General features: G+C 71.1%; 17 protein-coding genes. 9 read left to right on the forward strand and 8 right to left on the reverse strand.

All coding sequences use genetic code 11. From position 1 onward, the window contains the following. Positions 1-102 precede the first annotated feature (102 nt). Complete coding sequence (locus ACEY2A_RS09655) at positions 103-1,953, reverse strand: acyl-CoA dehydrogenase (RefSeq protein ID WP_374928388.1); 1,851 nt, start codon at positions 1,951-1,953, stop codon at positions 103-105. Positions 1,954-2,138: 185 nt separating this feature from the next. Between ACEY2A_RS09655 and bioB the strand changes: the two genes are divergently transcribed. Continuing rightward, positions 2,139-3,227: a biotin synthase BioB gene (bioB, locus tag ACEY2A_RS09660; RefSeq protein WP_374928389.1), complete on the forward strand. Its 1,089-nt coding sequence runs from the start codon at positions 2,139-2,141 to the stop codon at positions 3,225-3,227. A gap of 40 nt (positions 3,228-3,267) precedes the next feature. Further along, positions 3,268-3,450, forward strand: a complete 183-nt coding sequence (locus ACEY2A_RS09665) for a hypothetical protein (RefSeq protein ID WP_374928390.1) — start codon at positions 3,268-3,270, stop codon at positions 3,448-3,450. A gap of 1 nt (position 3,451) precedes the next feature. Here ACEY2A_RS09665 and ACEY2A_RS09670 read toward each other — a convergent pair whose 3' ends face one another. The 5 genes from ACEY2A_RS09670 to ACEY2A_RS09690 all read right to left on the reverse strand — a co-directional run bounded on the left by ACEY2A_RS09670 (position 3,452) and on the right by ACEY2A_RS09690 (position 7,445). Then, on the reverse strand, positions 3,452-4,603 hold the full coding sequence (locus tag ACEY2A_RS09670; RefSeq protein WP_374928391.1) for an ArsO family NAD(P)H-dependent flavin-containing monooxygenase: 1,152 nt from the start codon (positions 4,601-4,603) through the stop codon (positions 3,452-3,454). A gap of 356 nt (positions 4,604-4,959) precedes the next feature. Further along, entirely contained in the window at positions 4,960-5,394 is a 435-nt protein-coding gene (locus tag ACEY2A_RS09675) for a hypothetical protein (RefSeq protein ID WP_374928392.1), read from the reverse strand. Further along, positions 5,387-5,872 carry an arsenate reductase ArsC gene (locus ACEY2A_RS09680; RefSeq protein WP_374928393.1) on the reverse strand — a complete coding sequence of 162 codons (486 nt, stop codon included), beginning with the start codon at positions 5,870-5,872 and terminating at the stop codon, positions 5,387-5,389. Before ACEY2A_RS09680 ends, ACEY2A_RS09675 begins: the two co-directional genes overlap by 8 nt. Next, positions 5,869-6,891: an ACR3 family arsenite efflux transporter gene (arsB, locus tag ACEY2A_RS09685; RefSeq protein WP_374929992.1), complete on the reverse strand. Its 1,023-nt coding sequence runs from the start codon at positions 6,889-6,891 to the stop codon at positions 5,869-5,871. The genes ACEY2A_RS09680 and arsB overlap by 4 nt, the downstream gene beginning before the upstream one ends. Before the next feature lie 98 nt (positions 6,892-6,989). After that, on the reverse strand, positions 6,990-7,445 hold the full coding sequence (locus ACEY2A_RS09690) for an ArsI/CadI family heavy metal resistance metalloenzyme (protein ID WP_374928394.1): 456 nt from the start codon (positions 7,443-7,445) through the stop codon (positions 6,990-6,992). 98 nt (positions 7,446-7,543) lie between these two features. Here ACEY2A_RS09690 and ACEY2A_RS09695 point away from each other — a divergent pair, with 98 nt between their 5' ends. Continuing rightward, the gene (locus ACEY2A_RS09695) at positions 7,544-7,858 is read left to right on the forward strand and encodes an ArsR/SmtB family transcription factor (protein ID WP_374928395.1); all 315 of its coding nucleotides are present in this window, start codon (positions 7,544-7,546) and stop codon (positions 7,856-7,858) included. Between the two features lie 24 nt (positions 7,859-7,882). Here ACEY2A_RS09695 and ACEY2A_RS09700 read toward each other — a convergent pair whose 3' ends face one another. Both ACEY2A_RS09700 and ACEY2A_RS09705 read right to left on the reverse strand, forming a co-directional pair. Then, positions 7,883-8,605 carry a low molecular weight phosphatase family protein gene (locus ACEY2A_RS09700; RefSeq protein ID WP_374928396.1) on the reverse strand — a complete coding sequence of 241 codons (723 nt, stop codon included), beginning with the start codon at positions 8,603-8,605 and terminating at the stop codon, positions 7,883-7,885. 366 nt (positions 8,606-8,971) lie between these two features. After that, positions 8,972-10,129 carry an NADH:flavin oxidoreductase/NADH oxidase gene (locus tag ACEY2A_RS09705; protein ID WP_374928397.1) on the reverse strand — a complete coding sequence of 386 codons (1,158 nt, stop codon included), beginning with the start codon at positions 10,127-10,129 and terminating at the stop codon, positions 8,972-8,974. Between the two features lie 151 nt (positions 10,130-10,280). Between ACEY2A_RS09705 and ACEY2A_RS09710 the strand changes: the two genes are divergently transcribed. The 6 genes from ACEY2A_RS09710 to ACEY2A_RS09735 all read left to right on the forward strand — a co-directional run bounded on the left by ACEY2A_RS09710 (position 10,281) and on the right by ACEY2A_RS09735 (position 16,600). Then, complete coding sequence (locus ACEY2A_RS09710; RefSeq protein ID WP_374928398.1) at positions 10,281-11,831, forward strand: ABC transporter substrate-binding protein; 1,551 nt, start codon at positions 10,281-10,283, stop codon at positions 11,829-11,831. 77 nt (positions 11,832-11,908) lie between these two features. Beyond that, positions 11,909-13,366 (forward strand): alanine/glycine:cation symporter family protein, encoded by a 1,458-nt coding sequence (locus tag ACEY2A_RS09715; RefSeq protein WP_374928399.1) that lies wholly within the window; start codon positions 11,909-11,911, stop codon positions 13,364-13,366. 46 nt (positions 13,367-13,412) lie between these two features. Next, on the forward strand, positions 13,413-14,360 hold the full coding sequence (locus ACEY2A_RS09720; protein ID WP_374928400.1) for an ABC transporter permease: 948 nt from the start codon (positions 13,413-13,415) through the stop codon (positions 14,358-14,360). A gap of 77 nt (positions 14,361-14,437) precedes the next feature. Continuing rightward, positions 14,438-14,869, forward strand: coding sequence for a carboxymuconolactone decarboxylase family protein (locus tag ACEY2A_RS09725; protein WP_374928401.1), 432 nt, complete (start codon positions 14,438-14,440; stop codon positions 14,867-14,869). Then, positions 14,866-15,708, forward strand: a complete 843-nt coding sequence (locus tag ACEY2A_RS09730; protein ID WP_374928402.1) for a sigma-70 family RNA polymerase sigma factor — start codon at positions 14,866-14,868, stop codon at positions 15,706-15,708. Before ACEY2A_RS09725 ends, ACEY2A_RS09730 begins: the two co-directional genes overlap by 4 nt. A 10-nt stretch (positions 15,709-15,718) precedes the next feature. Then, positions 15,719-16,600 carry an ABC transporter permease gene (locus ACEY2A_RS09735; protein ID WP_374928403.1) on the forward strand — a complete coding sequence of 294 codons (882 nt, stop codon included), beginning with the start codon at positions 15,719-15,721 and terminating at the stop codon, positions 16,598-16,600. Positions 16,601-16,613: the final 13 nt, after the last annotated feature.

A 16,613-nucleotide genomic window follows, 5' to 3' on the forward strand; every position in this document is an offset into this window, starting at 1 on the left:
CCGCGGGCGGAGCGGCGAGTCGACGTCAGGGGTGGGGGTACGACGAGGGGCGGCCCCCCGGCATCGTGCTGGAGGACCGCCCCGGGTGCGTCGGGTGAGAGGTCAGAAGGCGCTCTCGGGCACCTCCATCAGCTCACCGGTGGTGGACTCCGCGGTGCGTCGGTCGGCCCCGATGCGGGGGAGCACCTCGCGCGCAAAGAACTTCGCCGCGGCGACCTTGCCCGTGTAGAAGTCCCTGTCCGCGCCGGTGGCGGCGTCGACCTTCTCGCTGGCCACCTGGGCCTGGCGCAGCAGGAGCCAGCCGATGAGGACGTCACCGGCGGCCATGAGCAGGCGGCTGGACTGCAGACCGACCTTGTAGAGCTCGCGCGGCTCGCCCTGGGCGGCCTGGGCCCAGCCGGTGAGCACCCCGATGAACTGCTGCAGCTCACCCAGCGCCTTGCCCAGCTGCTCACGGCTCTCGGCCAGCTCCTCGGCGCCACCGGCCTGCAGGAAGGCCTGGATCTCGCCGGCCACCACGCCGAGGGCCTGGCCCTGGTCGCGCAGGATCTTGCGGAAGAAGAAGTCCTGCGCCTGGATGGCGGTGGTGCCCTCGTAGAGGGTGTCGATCTTGGCGTCGCGGACGTACTGCTCCAGCGGGTAGTCCTGCAGGAAGCCCGAGCCACCGAAGGTCTGCAGCGACTCGGTGCCCAGCAGCACCCAGGCACGCTCGGAGCCCACGCCCTTGACGATGGGCAGCAGCAGGTCGTTGACGCGGGCGGCCATGGCGGCGCCGTCGTCACCGGCGGCACCTGCACCCTCGTCGCCCACCGCGTGCGCGGTGTCCTGGAAGGTGGCGGTGTACTGCACCAGGGCGCGCAGTCCCTCGGAGTAGGCCTTCTGCAGCATCAGGCTGCGGCGAACGTCCGGGTGGTGGGTGATGGTCACGCGCGGGGCCGACTTGTCCGTCATCTGCAGCATGTCGGCGCCCTGCACACGCTCCTTCGCGTACTCCAGGGCATTGAGGTACCCCGTGGACAGGGTGGCGATGGCCTTCGTTCCCACCAGCATGCGGGCGTACTCGATGACCTGGAACATCTGGGCGATGCCGTCGTGCACCTCGCCCAGCAGCGTGCCGACGGCCGGGGTGGAGGGGTCCTCACCGAAGCGCAGCTCGCAGGTGGTGGAGACCTTCAGCCCCATCTTGTGCTCCACGTTGGTGACGTAGGCACCGTTGCGCTCGCCGAGGTCACCGGTCTGCGGGTCGAAGTGGTACTTGGGCACCACGAACAGGCTGAGGCCCTTGGTGCCGGGGCCGGCGCCCTCGGGGCGGGCGAGCACGAAGTGGATGTTGTTCTCGTAGAAGTCGGCGTCTCCGTTGGTGATGAAGCGCTTCACGCCGTGCAGGTGCCAGGTGCCGTCCTCCTGCTGGACGGCCTTGGTGACGCCCGCGCCCACGTCGCTGCCCGCATCGGGCTCGGTGAGCACCATGGTGGCGCCCCAGTGGCGGTCGATCATCAGCTGGGCGAGGTGCTTCTGCTCGGCGGTGCCGTTGTTGAACAGGATGTTGGCGAAGTTGAAGCCGGCGGAGAACATGAACACCGCGGGGTTGGCGCCCAGGATCATCTCGGCGATGGCCCAGTTGACGCTGGGGGTGGCCAGCGTGCCGCCGAGCTCGGGCTCCAGGTTCATGCGCCAGAACTCGGCGTCGGCCCACGCCTTGTAGGACTTCGAGAAGGCCCCGGGCATGGTCGCCTCGTGGGTGTCCGGGTCGAAGGTCGGCGGGGTGCGGTCGGACTCGGTGAAGCTGGCGGCGATCTCGTTCTCCGCCAGGCGCGCGACCTCGTGGAGGACCTCCTTGGCGGTGTCCGCATCCACCTCGGCGTAGGGGCCCTGGCCCAGGACGTCCTGGCGGTTGAACACCTCGAAGAGGTTGAACTCCAGGTCTCGGACGTTGGACTTGTAGTGGCTCATCGGTGCCGCTTCCTCCTCGATGGGGTGCTCCGCGCCGCCCGCGGGGCCCGCCCCGGGCGGTGTGCTCGGGGGCAGGGGCTACCCGGTGCGCTGTGTCACAGACATGGTGCACCCGCGAGGGCAGTACACGCAACACCACGCACCGGGTACTGCGCCGGTCCCCGCCTGGGCCACACTCTGCGCCCATGACTCCCGATGCCGTGAGCCCCGCCACCGAGACCGCCGCCCGGACCACCGCGGGGGGTGACCCTCACGACGTGGCCGGGGCCACCGCATCGGAGGGTGACATCCTCGCCATCGCGCGCGAGCAGGTCCTCGAGCGCGGCGTGGGCCTGGACGCCGACCAGGTGGAGCAGGTGCTGAACCTGCCCGACGAGCGGGTCGAGGAGCTGCTGGCCCTGGCGCACGAGGTGCGGGTGCGGCACAACGGCGAGGGCGTGGAGGTCGAGGGCATCGTCTCGCTGAAGACCGGCGGCTGCCCCGAGGACTGCCACTTCTGCAGCCAGTCCGGCCAGTTCACCTCCCCGGTGCGCGCCGTGTGGCTCAACGTCAAGGAGCTCATCAAGGCAGCGCAGGAGACCAAGGAGACCGGGGCGAGCGAGTTCTGCATCGTGGCGGCCGTCCGCGGCCCCGACGAGCGCCTCATGACGCAGCTGCGCACCGCCATCGCCGCGATCAAGGCCGAGGTCGACATCGAGATCGCGGTCTCGGTGGGCATGCTCACCCCGGAGCAGGTGGACCAGATGGTCGAGATGGGCGTGCACCGCTACAACCACAACCTGGAGACGGCGCGCTCGTACTTCGACCAGGTGGTCACCACCCACACCTACGACGAGCGTCTCGAGACCTGCCGGATGGTCGTCGAGTCCGGCATGGAGCTGTGCTGCGGCGCCTTGGTGGGCATGGGCGAGTCGGTGCGCCAGCGGGCCGAGCTGGCCGCCGAGCTCGGCGCGCTGGAGCCGCACGAGGTGCCGCTCAACTTCCTCAACCCCAGGCCGGGCACGCCCTTCGGGGAGCTCGAGCCGATGGGCACCCAGGACGCGCTGCGCACGATCGCGGCCTTCCGCCTGGCGCTGCCGCGCACCATCCTGCGCTTCGCCGGCGGCCGCGAGATCACCCTCGGTGAGCTGGGTACGCGCCAGGGGCTGACCGGCGGCATCAACGCGATCATCGTGGGCAACTACCTGACCACGCTGGGTCGCGACCCGCAGCAGGACCTCGACCTGCTCGACGAGCTGAAGATGCCCATCCAGGCCCTGAGCCGGACCATCTGAGGTGCCGGACGAGGCCAGCGCCCTGCCCACAGTGCCCACAGTGCCCGCCTACTGTGGGCACTGCGGGCAGGGCCTCGATGCGGGGGAGCACGCCGTGTGCGCCCGTCGCCTGGAGCTCGAGCCGCCGCGCTACTGCGCCGAGTGCCGGCGCCGGATGGTGGTGCAGGTGACGCCGCGTGGGTGGACGGCGCGGTGCTCGCGGCACGGCGAGCTGGCCGGCTGAGTCAGCCGAGCAGCTCGCCGATCTCCCGCACGGCTGCGCGGGCCGGGCGGCCCACGCCGATGAGGGTGGCCGAGGCCGGGCCGGTCCAGTCGCCGTAGCCCATCAGGTGCACGCGCGGGTCGTCGGCGGCCTGCGTCATCGAGCCGTCGGCGATGCCCACCCGCCCGTCGGTCCCGCGCAGGCCCAGCGGACGCAGGTGGCCCAGGGCGGGCCGGTAGCCGGTGCACCAGAGCACGACGTCGATGCCGTACTCCTCACCCGCCGGCGCCGGGGGCGTGTTCCACGTGGAACCGTCGGTGTCGTGGTGGCCCCACACGACGCCCGATGCGGTGAGCCGCTCCACCATCGGCACGGCGGTCAGGTGCCCCGCGGCCACCGCCTCGCGCACGGCGGGGACCATGACGATGTCGCCCAGGGACTGCACGCCACCGTCGTCCTCGCGGCCGGCGTCCAGTGCGGCCCGGCGGGCGGTGGCGACGTCGAAGAGCACGCGTCCGTCCACGTCATCGGGCATGAAGCGCGGCGGGCGCTGGGTGGCCCAGACGACCTCGTGCGATGCGGTGAGCTCGGCCGCCAGCTGCGCGCCGGTGTTGCCCCCGCCCACCACCAGGACGCGCCCCGTGGTCAGGGCGTCCGGGGTGCGGTACCGGGCGGAGTGCAACTGGGTGCCGGTGAAGGCCGACCTGCCGGGCACGGAGGGGATGAACGGGCGCGACCACGTGCCGGTGGCGCTGACGACCGTGCGGGCGAGCCATGTCATCGGGCCCGAGGGGGTGGTGGCCTCGACGCGCAGGCGCTCCCCCGCATCGTGGACGGAGCCCACCCGGACCGGGCGCTGGACGGGCAGGTCGTAACGGAGCTCGTACTCGGTGAGGTAGTCCACGACGTGCTCGCGGGGTGGGAAGCCGCCGTCGCCCTCCCAGCGGGGCATGAGCCAGCCCGGCAGTGAGGAGTACTGCGGCGGCGAGAAGGCGCGCAGGCTCGGCCACGTGCGGGCCCAGGCCCCGGCGGGTTGGTTGGCGTCGTCGAGGACCACGTGCTCGATGCCGGCGCGGCGCAGCCAGAAGCTGGTCGCCAGCCCGGCCTGGCCGCCGCCGATGACGACCACGTCGAGGGGAGTGCCGTCGATGGGGGTGCCGTCCACAGGAGTCACGGGAGTGATGGTGTCACCGCCGGCTTGTCCACAGGTGTGGTGACGGGGAGGGCGGATACTGCGGGGAGGAGGTGGACGGCCATGGCCCAACGGGAGATGTCGAGGCTTGATCGACCCAAGCACCGCTTGTCACCGGAGAACAGGCGTCTGGCGGCGCAGGTCTACGTCAAGGCTGCGAAGAAGCTGGGCGAGCCCGTTCCGGCCCACATCCGGAGGATCGCTCGGGGGGAGTGAGTCGAGGCGGCGCCATCGAGTTGCTCAGGCCGGCTCGGCCACCGGCGATGACGACGACCTCCATCTGGGTGCCGTCCACGAGAACGCTGGTTTCACCGTGGACGAGGAGCCGTGCGCTCGGCTCAGAAGTGGTCTTCCTGCAGACCCAGTTCCTTCCACCGCATGGCGGACTCCAGAGGGTCCAGCCAGGTCAGTTCGTAGCGCGCTCCCCACTCCCCATGGTCGATTCTCGTGAGCCACCGGCCGTGCTCAACGACACTCGGGCCGTGCTGGAACTCGATGAACCCGGCGTCGAGCTCCCGGACCGTTGTCCAATGCGGGCCGTAGTCCTCGAAGGACATCTCTCGCTGCCCCGAGGCCCAGATCACCAGGAACCACGGCCACGGTTCTCCGGTCCACAGGTTCCCCACTTGGCAGGCGAGGTGGGCCTTCAACTCGCCCTCCCGCCACATCTCGGCGATGGCGTGGTCGTACACCGCGAGGGTCGGATCCTGGGGGGTGTACTCGGGTAGGGGCTCGCCGACGAACCAGCGCCACAGCCGGCGGAGGTCAGGCACTGGTGTTGCCGCTCGTGCCGGGCCAGTCGGCCGGCTCGATGTCGAGCGAGCGCAGCAGTTCCTCCACGCGGGCGCGGATCTCATCACGCACCGGGCGGACCGCCTCCACCGGCTGCCCCGCGGGGTCGGCCAGGGCCCAGTCCTCGCGACGCACGCCGGGCACGTAGGGGCACTCGTCGCCGCACCCCATCGTGACCACCACGTCGGAGGCCTCCATGTCCTCTCGCGTGAGGATGCGCGGGGTGACAGCGCCGACGTCGATGCCGACCTCGGCCATCGCCTCCACGGCGGCCGGGTTCACCGCATCGGCCGGCTGGGAGCCCGAGGAGCGCACCTCGATGCGGTCGCCGCCCAATGTGCGGGTCCATGCGGCGGCCATCTGCGAACGGCCCGCGTTGTGGACGCAGACGTACATCACCGACGGGCGGGCGCGGCGCGCGGCGGGAGTCACCCCATCGGGGCTGGTGGAGGGGGTCATGCGGACGCTCCTGTGGTCGGATGGGTCGAGGGAGTTGAGGGGGACGACGCGAAGAATCGGCGGCGCAGCCACAGGCTCACGTACACCAGGCCCACGAGCACCGGCACCTCGATGAGCGGCCCGACCACCCCGGCCAGCGCCTGCCCGGAGGTGAGGCCGAAGGTGGCGATGGCCACCGCGATGGCGAGCTCGAAGTTGTTGCCCGCGGCCGTGAACGCGAGGGTCGTGGTGCGCTCGTAGCCCAGCCCCACCGCGCGGCCGAGGGCGTACGACCCACCCCACATGATGACGAAGTAGGCCAGCAGGGGCAGGGCGATGCGGGCGACGTCCAGCGGGCGCGAGGTGATCTGGTCACCCTGCAGCGCGAACAGGACCACGATGGTGAACAGCAGGCCGTACAGCGCCCACGGGCCGATGGCCGGCAGGAAGCGGTTCTCGTAGCGATCACGGCCCAGGGTGCGCTCACCGAAGAGGCGGGTGAGGAAGCCGGCCACCAGCGGGATGCCCAGGAAGATCAGCACGCTCTTGGCGATCTGCCAAGGGCTCACGTCCAGCCCCGAGCTGTCCAGGCCGAGCCAGCCGGGCAGGACCGACAGGTAGAACCAGCCCAGCACGCCGAACATGAACACCTGGAAGACGGAGTTGATGGCCACCAGGACGGCCGCGGCCTCCCGGTCGCCGCAGGCGAGGTCGTTCCAGATGATGACCATCGCGATGCAGCGGGCCAGACCCACGATGATCAGGCCCGTGCGGTACTCGGGCAGGTCCGGCAGAAAGATCCACGCCAGGGCGAACATCAGCGCCGGACCCAGCACCCAGTTGAGCACCAGGGAGCTGCCGAGCATGCGGGTGTCGGCGGTCACGGTGTCCAGGCGGTCGTAGCGGACCTTCGCCAGGACCGGGTACATCATCACCAGCAGGCCGATGGCAATGGGCAGCGAGATGCCGTCGACCTGCACGGCCTGCAGGGCCTCGCCCAGACCGGGCACGACCCGGCCCAGCAGCAGCCCGGCCACCATTGCGGCGCCGATCCACACCGGGAGGAAGCGGTCCAGCGTGGAGAGGCGCTCGGTGACGTGGGCCTCGGCGGGCTGGGGCGAGGCGTCGGTGGGTGCGGTCACGCGGGGTCTCCCGGGAGGTGCTGGGTGGGGGGCTGGGCGTCGGTGGGGTCGTCGTCAGTGATGGTGTAGACCTCCCACTCGATGCCGTCGGGGTCGTGCACCCACACCTTGTCCTGGCGCGCGTAGCAACAGGTGGTGTCGTTCTCGTCGAAGGTGGCCAGGCCGGCCGCGGTGAGGCGCTCGCGGGCGGCGTGCACCTCATCGACGGACGTGACCTCGATGCCGAGGTGGTTGAGGGAGCCGGGCCGGGTGGTGCAGCACCCGCCGGCGTCGGTGGCGGGCGCCTCGGTGGACGTGCCCTCGATGAGGACCAGCTTCAGCGGCGGCTCGGCCACGTCGAAGTTGGCGTACCCGGGGCGGCGCTTGTGGGGCTCGGTGCCCAGCAGGTGGGTGTAGAAGGCCACGGACCGCTCGACGTCGCGGACGGTGAGGGCCAGCTGGATGCGCGACATGGTCTCTCCCGGGGCGTGGTGGCCGGCCGGTGGGCATGACCGTGCCACGATCTGTGTATCGACGGTTGTCGATGCGCAGATCGTGGCACAATGCATCGATGAACGTCAATGCATGCAGTGGCGGGTTGCCGGTGGCGATCACGGACGAGGCTGCGGAGCACACCGCATCGGTCCTGAAGGCGCTGGGCCACCCTGCGCGGGTGCGCCTGGTGGCCGCCATCCGAGGCGCCGAGGGTGGGGAGGCGTGCGTGTGCGACCTGCAGGAGGTGGTCGACCTGTCGCAGCCGACGGTCAGCCACCACCTCAAGCTGCTGGTCGATGCGGGGCTGCTCACCCGGGAGAAGCGCGGTCAGTGGTCCTGGTACGCGCTCGACCAGCAGGCATGGGCGGCGGTGGGTGAGCTGTTCGCCTGAGGTGGGCTCACCCCATCGGGGACCTCAGGCGGGCTGCGCCTCACGGGTGATCGGTGCGGGCGTCTCGGCGCGGCCGGCCTGCTTGGCGCTCTGGTAGTCGGCTGCCTCCTGCGCGGAGAGCACGGAGCCCTCGCCGAGGAGGGACTCGATGAGCTCGTCCACGCGGACCTTGAGCTCGTCGCGGGCTGCGCGGACGGACGCGATGTCGTCCTCGTCCACGGTGACGTCCCAGTCCAGGTGCTGCTTGGCGGTGAAGTCGTCGCCCAGGTCCGGGTCGGCCATGCTCACCACCACGTCGGCGGCGTCCAGGACGTCCCGGTTCACCGCGCGGGGGTACATGGTGGTGGTGTCGATGCCGTACTCGTGCATCACCTCGATGACCGCGGGGGCGATCTCCTCGGCCCGGCGCACCCCGGCGCTGAGGACGTGGATGCGACCGCCGGAGTACTTGTCGGTCATCACCGCCGCCATCTGGGTTGCGCTGGCATTGCGGGGGCTGACGAACATCACCACGGGGAACTTGGTGATGCTGGCGCCGCGTGCGTGGGCGATGGCCTGGAGGTGCTCCTTGGCGTACCGCTCGGCCAGGACCGGGATGAAGTCCCGGACCTTGGCGGTGGCCTCCATGTCGGCGCGGACGGCGTGCAGCTCGCGCGCCACCTCATCGCGGGTGAACACCGCGTCGAACTCCTCGGCGAGACGCTCCACCGCGTGCTCGTACTGCTGATCCGTTCCGATGATGGTCATGGCAACTCCTGTGTGCGGCGGGGACTCTCGGCGTCTCCGCCCCGGTTCTTCACCCAATGTTAACCCGCTGTTCACTTTGGGGGAAGGGTTTCACCACCCGGCGAGTCTCCGATGCGGCGGGGCGGGTGCTTCGGTGGGCGGGCGTCCCGGTTCCTTGCCCCCGCCCACGGCGCGGTGTCCTTGGCCCCAGCCGCGAATTCCGCACCGGTGCGGGGCTCGACTGTCGACTTCAGCACCGGGGCGGATCTCGGAGAGGCAGGACACCCGAGATCAGCACCGGTGCGGGTCTCAGGTGTCGGCGGGCCCGGACCGGGCCGCACATCCGGAGGACGGGGGCCGGGCGCTGCTCAGGCCAGCCAGACCGACTCAGGCCAGGCGGTCCACCCGGGCCCGCTCGTACTGCCCGATGGTCACCGGCTCCGCACCCAGCTCCGATGCGGCCCGCATCCACCAGTGCGGGTCCGCCAGGGCTGCGCGTGCCAGGAGCACCGCATCGGCCTGGCCCTGCCCCACGATCGTCTCGGCCTGGTGCGGCGAGCTGATCTCCCCCACCGCACCCACCGGCACAGCTGACCCGGCAGCCCGCAGCGCCTCGCGCATGGCGGTGGCGAAGCGCACCTGGTACCCGGGGCCGCTCACGATCTTCGGCGCCGGCAGGTTGCCCCCGCTGGAGACGTCCACGAAGTCCACACCCAGCTCCGCCGCGGCCACCACGAACCGCTGCAGCGAGGCCACGTCACCGTCCACGTCCTCCCAGTCGGTCGCGGAGATCCGCAGCATCACCGGCATCGAGTCCGGCACCCGCGAGCGCACCTCGCGCACCACCTCGAGGCCGAACCGGAAGCGCCCCTCCTCGCTGCCGCCCCACTGGTCGGTGCGCGTGTTCACCAGCGGGGAGATGAACTGGTGGATGAGGTAGCCGTGCGCCCCGTGCACCTCCACCGCGTCGAAGCCGGCCGCCACGGCGCGCTCGGCGGCGTCGCCGAAGGCGGTGATGGTCGCGCGGATCTCCTCGCCGGTCAGCGCCCGCGGGGCCGCGAGGTCGCCGAACGCCTCATCGGTGGGTGCCACGGTCTGCCACCCGCCCGTCTCGATGCTGGGGGCGAACCCGTCCGCATCGGCCCCCACCGCCACCGATCCGCTGCGACCGTCAGTGTCGAAGGGTCGCCACGTGGAGGCCTTGCGTCCGGCGTGGGCCAGCTGCACCGCGGTGGTCACGCCCGCACCCAACCCGTGGACGAAGTCGTTCACACGGCGCCACCCGGCCACCTGCTCGTCGTTCCAGATCCCCGCGTCCTGGGGGGAGATCCGCCCCTCGGGCACCACGGCGGCGGCCTCGGTGACGATCATCGACGCGCCACCCGTGGCGAACGCGCCCAGGTGCACCAGGTGCCAGTCGTTGGGCACGCCCGGCGCGGTCAGCGGGTCGCAGGAGTACTGGCACATGGCGGCCACGAAGGCCCGGTGTCGCACCTCCAGATCGCGCAGCGTGAGGGGCTCGAACAGGGCGATGGGGCGGGGCATGGGTCCTCCGATGCGGTGGGCGGGCGTCCGGTGCGTGAACACCACCACCCCGGGCGCTGTTCCGCGCAAGTGGTCAAGACACCCGGTCAGGGCGCACACTGTGCGCCATCCGCGGGTGGCAAGGGTGCCGCCCCGTGATCTGGGAGACATCGTGAACCGTTCCACCCGCCGCGTCGCCGCCATCGCCGGCAGTGCCCTGCTCGCCCTGACCGCCTGTTCCGCGGGCAGCTCCAACGACCCCGAGGGGTCGGGCACCGGCGCGTCCCAGTCCGGGTCCGATGGGGCCAGCGGCCCCTCGGACGAGACCGTCACCCTGGGTCTGGTGGCCGAGCCCGCCACGCTGGACTTCCGCACGGGCGACGGCGCCGCCATCCCGCAGCTGCTGCTGGGCAACGTCTACGAGACCCTCGTGACCGTCGACGACGAGTCCGGCGAGATCGTCGACGCCCTGGCCGAGTCGCACGAGATCTCCGAGGACCGGCTCACCTACACCTTCACCCTGCCGGAGGGTCGCACCTTCTCCGATGGCAGCGAGCTCACCGCGCAGGACGTGGTGGCCAGCATCGAGGCCGTGCAGGGCAAGACCTGGACGTCCTCCCTGAAGTCCCAGATGGACGTGGTGGAGTCCGCCGAGGCCACCGACGACCACACGGTCACCGTCACCCTGAAGCGGCCCAGCAACTCGTGGCTGTTCGCCATGACCACCCGCATCGGCGCGGTCTTCCCCAGCGACACCCAGGCCAAGTTGGCCACCGATCCCGTCGGCTCCGGCCCGTACGACGTGAAGGACTGGAAGCGCGGCGACCGCATCACCCTGGAGCGCCGTGAGGACTACAACGGCGAGAAGCCGTACTTCGCCACGGCCGTCTTCCGCTACTTCAAGGACGGCACCGCGCTCAACAACGCCATGCTCACCGGCGACATCGACGTCGAGACCACCGTGCAGGCCCCCGAGTCCCTCAGCCAGTTCGAGGGCAAGGACAACCTGCAGGTGATCGAGGGCACCACCAACGGCGAGGTCGTGCTGAGCTTCAACCACTCGAACAAGACCATGCAGTCCGAGCCGCTGCGCCAGGCCATCCGCCATGCCATCGACCACCAGGCGCTGCTGGACACCTGCTGGGCCGGCAAGGGCGAGCTCATCGGTTCGATGGTGCCGCCCACCGACCCCTGGTACGAAGACCGCACCGGCGACTTCCCGTACGACGTGGAGAAGGCGAAGACGCTGGTGAAGGAGGCCGGCGTGGACAAGCCGCTGCGCCTGCGCGTGCCCACGCTGCCCTACGCCACCGAGTGTGGACAGGTGGTGAAGTCCCAGCTGGAGGAGGCTGGGCTGCAGGTGACGCTCGACCAGCTGGAGTTCCCCGCATCGTGGCTGGAGCAGGTGTACTCGAGCGCCGACTACGACCTGTCCATCGTCGCCCACGTGGAGCCGCGCGACCTCGGCAACGTGTTCGGCAACCCCGAGTACTACCTGCGCTACGAGAACCCCGCGCTGACCAGGGCCCTGCAGGCCGCGGACGCCGGCACGCAGGAGGAGCAGACCGAGCAGATGAAGAAGGCCGCGGAGATCATCAGCACCGACGCGGCCGCAGACTTCCTCTTCCTCCTGCCGAACCTGGTGGTGGCCGACGCCGACATCCAGGGCATCCCCACCAACGCCGTCACCGAGGGGTTCGACCTCACCGCCCTGCGCCGATGAGGTGAGCGTCCTCCGGCGCGCGTGTCACCCCATCGGGAACTCCGGTTCCAGCCCGCGGCCCACGTACGCTGCCCCCCATGGATGCTCTCGCCACCACCATCTCCGACATCAACGGGTACTACTGGTACCTGGTGATCGTGCTCCTGGTCACCGCCGGTGTCTGGTTCACCCTCCGCACCGGCGTCGTGCAGCTGCGCCTGCTGCCGGAGATGGTGCGCAACATCCTGGAGAAGCCCGGCTCGGACTCCGAGGACGGCATCTCCGCCTTCCGCGCCTTCACCGTCTCCGCGGCCTCCCGCGTGGGCACCGGCAACGTGGCCGGGGTGGCCGTCGCCATCGCCGTCGGTGGCCCCGGGGCAGTGTTCTGGATGTGGGTGCTGGCCATCATCGGCGGCGCGACGGCCTTCGTCGAGTCCACCCTGGCCCAGCTGTACAAGGTCAAGGGTGGCGACGGGTACGTCGGTGGGCCGGCGTACTACATCCGCGACGGGCTGGGCTGGAAGCCGGTGGCCGTGCTCTTTGCCGTGATCATCACGTTCACCTACGGCTTCGTCTTCAACGCCGTGCAGTCCAACTCGATCAGCTACTCGCTGCAGGACACGTTGTCCGGGGTGGAGAACATCGCGCTGATCACCGGCCTGGTGCTGGCGGGTCTGACCGGCGTGGTCATCTTCGGTGGCGTGAAGCGGGTCTCGGCGGTCACCGAGATCATCGTGCCGGTGATGGCGACCCTGTACATCCTCGTGGCGCTGGTGGTGGTGGCCCTCAACATCACCGAGGTGCCGGCCATGTTCGCCCACATCGTGGGTCACGCGCTGGGCCTCAAGGAGGTGGCCGGTGCCGGCATCGGAGCGGCCCTCATGCAGGGCATGCGCCGTGGGTTGTTCTCCAACGAGGCCGGTATGGGTTCGGTGCCCAACGCCGCCGCGACGGCCTCGGTGAGCCACCCGGCCAAGCAGGGTCTGGTGCAGGCGCTGGGCGTCTACTTCGACACCATCATCGTCTGCTCGGCCACGGCCTTCGTGATCCTGCTGTCCAACCCGCAGTACGGCGTGGACGACCCGCAGGGCATCGGCCTCACCCAGAGCGCCCTGCAGGAGCAGGTGGGCACGTGGGCCGGGCCGTTCCTCTCGGTGGTGATCTTCTTCCTGGCGTGGTCGTCCATCCTGGGCAACAGCTACTACGGCGAGGCGAACATCCGCTTCCTGGCCGGCAAGCGCAACGCCACGCTGGCCATCACGGTCTTCCGCCTGCTGGTGGTGCTGTGCGTGGTGGGTGGTGCCCTGGGCTCGGTGGCGCTGGTGTGGAACCTGGCCGACCTGGTGATGGGCTTCATGGCCACCATCAACCTCATCGCCATCCTGCCGCTGGGTGGGCTGGCCGTCGCCATGCTGAAGAACTACGACGAGCAGCGCTCGCGGGGCGAGGAGCCGGTGTTCCGCCGCTCCGAGCTGCCGCAGGCCCGCAACGTGACGATGTGGGGCGACGACATGCGCATGCCGGCCGTCCGCGCCGCGGCCGGCGAGAAGCGCTGAGTGCCGCGGTGATCACCGCTGTGTGCCGTGCGCCCCGGATGCCCTGATGCTGCTGCGCCTCGCCTCCCGCTTCGCCGTGCTGCTGGTCAGCATGGTGGTGGCCAGCCTCATCGTGTTCGCGGTGATGGCGGTGCTGCCGGGCGACCCGGCACGCGTGGCGCTGGGGATGAACGCCTCGGAGGAGGCCGTGGCGCAGATGCGCACGGAGTTCGGGCTGGACCGGCCGTGGCCGGTGCGCTACGCCGAGTGGGTGGGGGGCCTGCTGACCCTGGACCTGGGCGAGTCCTACGTCTCCCGGGCCGAGATCGCGCCGCAGCTGACCGACCGCTTCGCGGTGACGCTGTGGCTGGTGGGAACGGCGATGGCGCTGGCGGTCCTCATCGCGGTGCCGCTGGGGGCCGTGATGGCGCTGCGCCACCGGTCGGGCCTGGGCGTGGTGCTCTCGGCGGCCAGCCAGGTGGGCATGGCGGTGCCGGCCTTCCTGGCGGGCATCCTGCTCATCGCCCTGTTCGCGGTGCGGCTGGGGTGGCTGCCCTCGGGTGGGTGGACCGCCCCCATCGACGGGGTGGGGGAGTTCCTGCGCAAGCTGGCGCTGCCGGCCATCTCGCTGGCGCTGGTGCAGGCGGCCATCCTGGCGCGGTACGTGCGCAACGCGGTGCTTGAGGTGATGGACACCGACTTCATGCGCACCGCTCGTGCCAAGGGGTTGACGCGACGGCGGGCGCTGGCGCGGCACGGGTGGCGGAACGCGGCGGTGCCGGTGGTGACGGTGCTGGGGCTGTCGCTGACCTCGATGCTGGTGGGGGCCGTGGTCATCGAGCGTGTCTTCGTGATCCCCGGGGTGGGGTCGCTGCTGGTGGACGCGGTGGCGCAGCGCGATCTGATCCTGGTGCAGGACGTGGTGATGGTGCTGGTGGCGATGGTGCTGGTGGTGAACTTCCTGGTGGACGTGTTGTACGTGGTGATCGACCCCCGCATCGGCGCCCGCGCCTGAGCGGCGGCGGGGGCTGTCACATCTCGGGCGCGGCGTGCGTCAACCCTGTGACCGCACCACCGACCCCGGGAGCCACCATGCCTCGCCTCGACCTGTCCCGCAGCCACCGGATGGGGTTCGCCGCCGTCCTGGGCCTGGAGACCTACAGCCGCACCCACCTCGACACCCGCCTGTACGAGCTGGTGAAGCTCCGCGCCTCGCTGCTCAACCGCTGCACTCACTGCATCGACATGCACTCCACGGCCCTGCGCGAGCGCGGCGAGCCGCAGGAGGTGCTCGACGCCCTGGCCCAGGATCCCCTGCCCGGTGACCTCTTCACCCCCGCCGAGAGGGCCGCCCTGGCCCTGACCGATGCGGTGACCCGCCTGGGTGAGGAGGGCGTCACCGATGCGGTGTGGGACGAGGCCGCCTCCCACTACGACGACAAGCACCTGGGCACCCTGGTGCTGGCCATCGCCACCATCAACGTGTGGAACCGCATCGCCATCGCCACCAGACTGGACGCGTGACCCCCACCGACGCCTGGGCGGCCGAGCGCCCCCGCCTCACCGGGCTGGCCTACCGGATCACCGGCAGCTGGCACGACGCCGAGGAGGTGGTGGCCGAGGCGGGTGTGCGCGCCAGCCGGGCGCACGGCATCGACCAGCCGGGAGCCTGGCTCACCACCGTCACCACCCGGTTGGCCATCGATGCGGCGCGCCGCCAGGCAGCCCGCCGCGAGGCCTATGTGGGCCCGTGGCTGCCGGAGCCGGCCGCGGACGAGCGCCTGCCCGCCGAGGTGGTGGAGCACCGCGACCTGTTGGGCCTGGGGTTGGTGCGGGTGCTGCAGGAGCTGCCCCCGGTGGACCGGGCGGTGTTCGTGCTCCGGGAGGCCTTCGCGGTGTCCTACCGGGAGATCGCCGAGTGCGTGGGGCGGTCGGAGGCGGCGTGCCGACAGGTGGTCTCGCGGGCGCGCCGCCGACTGCCGGCCGTGCAGGACGCGCGGAGCGACGCCGCGCCGCTCGAGGCGCTGGTGGCCGCCATCACTGCCGGCGACGTGGCCACCGCGGTGGCGCTGCTGTCCGAGGACTGTGTGGTCTGGACCGATGCGGGGGGCCACAGCAAGGCGGCGCTGCACCCCATCGTGGGGGTGGAGAAGGCGGTGCGTTTCCTCTGCGGGGTGGCGTCCAAGGCGGGGGAGATCGCTCCGGTGCCGATGCGGGTGAACGGCGGGCCGGCCCTGTGGTTCGACACCCCGGTGGGGCCGCGACTGGTGGTCGTGGAGATCGCCGACGGGCAGATCACGGGTGTGCAGATGCACGGCAACCCGCAGAAGATGCAGCGGCTGGGCAGTCCCCGGCTTCCGTAGGCTGTGCCGCATGACCACCACCGGCCCCGCCGCGCCCTCGCGCGCGACCGTCGATGCGGGCCGCCCCCCGAGCCGGGCCGGCCGCGCCTACCTGGTGGTCGGTGGCGTCATCGTGGCTGCCATGGTGGCGATGGCGCTGCTGTCCTACGTGTGGACGCCGTACGACCCGATGCGGGTGGTGCCCTCGGCCCGTCTGGAGGGGCCCAGTGCCGAGCACTGGCTGGGCACGGACAAGTTCGGCCGCGACACCCTCAGCCAGATTCTCGTGGGGGCGCGCACCACGCTCTACGTGGGCTTCGTGGCCGTGGGGGTGGCGGCGCTGCTGGGGGTGCCGCTGGGCATCCTCTCGGCGATGGGGCCGCGCTGGCTGGACGCCTTGATCATGCGCGCCGCGGACATCGGCCTGGCCTTTCCCGGGCTGCTGCTGGCCATCATGTTCGCTGCGGTGTTCGGTGCCTCCACCACGTCGGCGATGTTCGCCATCGGCCTGGCGAGCGTGCCGAACTTCGCCCGGGTGACGCGTTCGGGGGTGCTGGGCATCCTGCCGCGCGAGTTCATCACCGCTGCGCGCGTGGCCGGGCGGCGCCCCGCATCGATCGGGTGGCGGCACGTGCTGCCCAACGTGGTGGGGCTGGTGATCGTGCAGGCGTCGGTGAGCTTCGCGCTGGCCATCCTCGCCGAGGCGGGGCTGAGCTTCCTGGGCTTCGGCTCGCCCCCGGGCACGCCCAGCTGGGGGCGGATGCTGCAGGAGAGCCAGTCGCTGCTGGCCTCCGACCCGCGCCTAGCGATCGTGCCCGGCGTGGCCATCGCACTGGCGGTCCTGGGGTTCAACCTGCTCGGCGACGGGCTGCGCGACCGCTTCGACCCGCAGATGCAGGTGAGCGACCAGTGAGGCACGGTGGGGG

This window comes from Kytococcus sedentarius (assembly GCF_041937525.1).
Taxonomy (GTDB): Bacteria; Actinomycetota; Actinomycetes; order Actinomycetales; family Dermatophilaceae; genus Kytococcus; species Kytococcus sedentarius_A.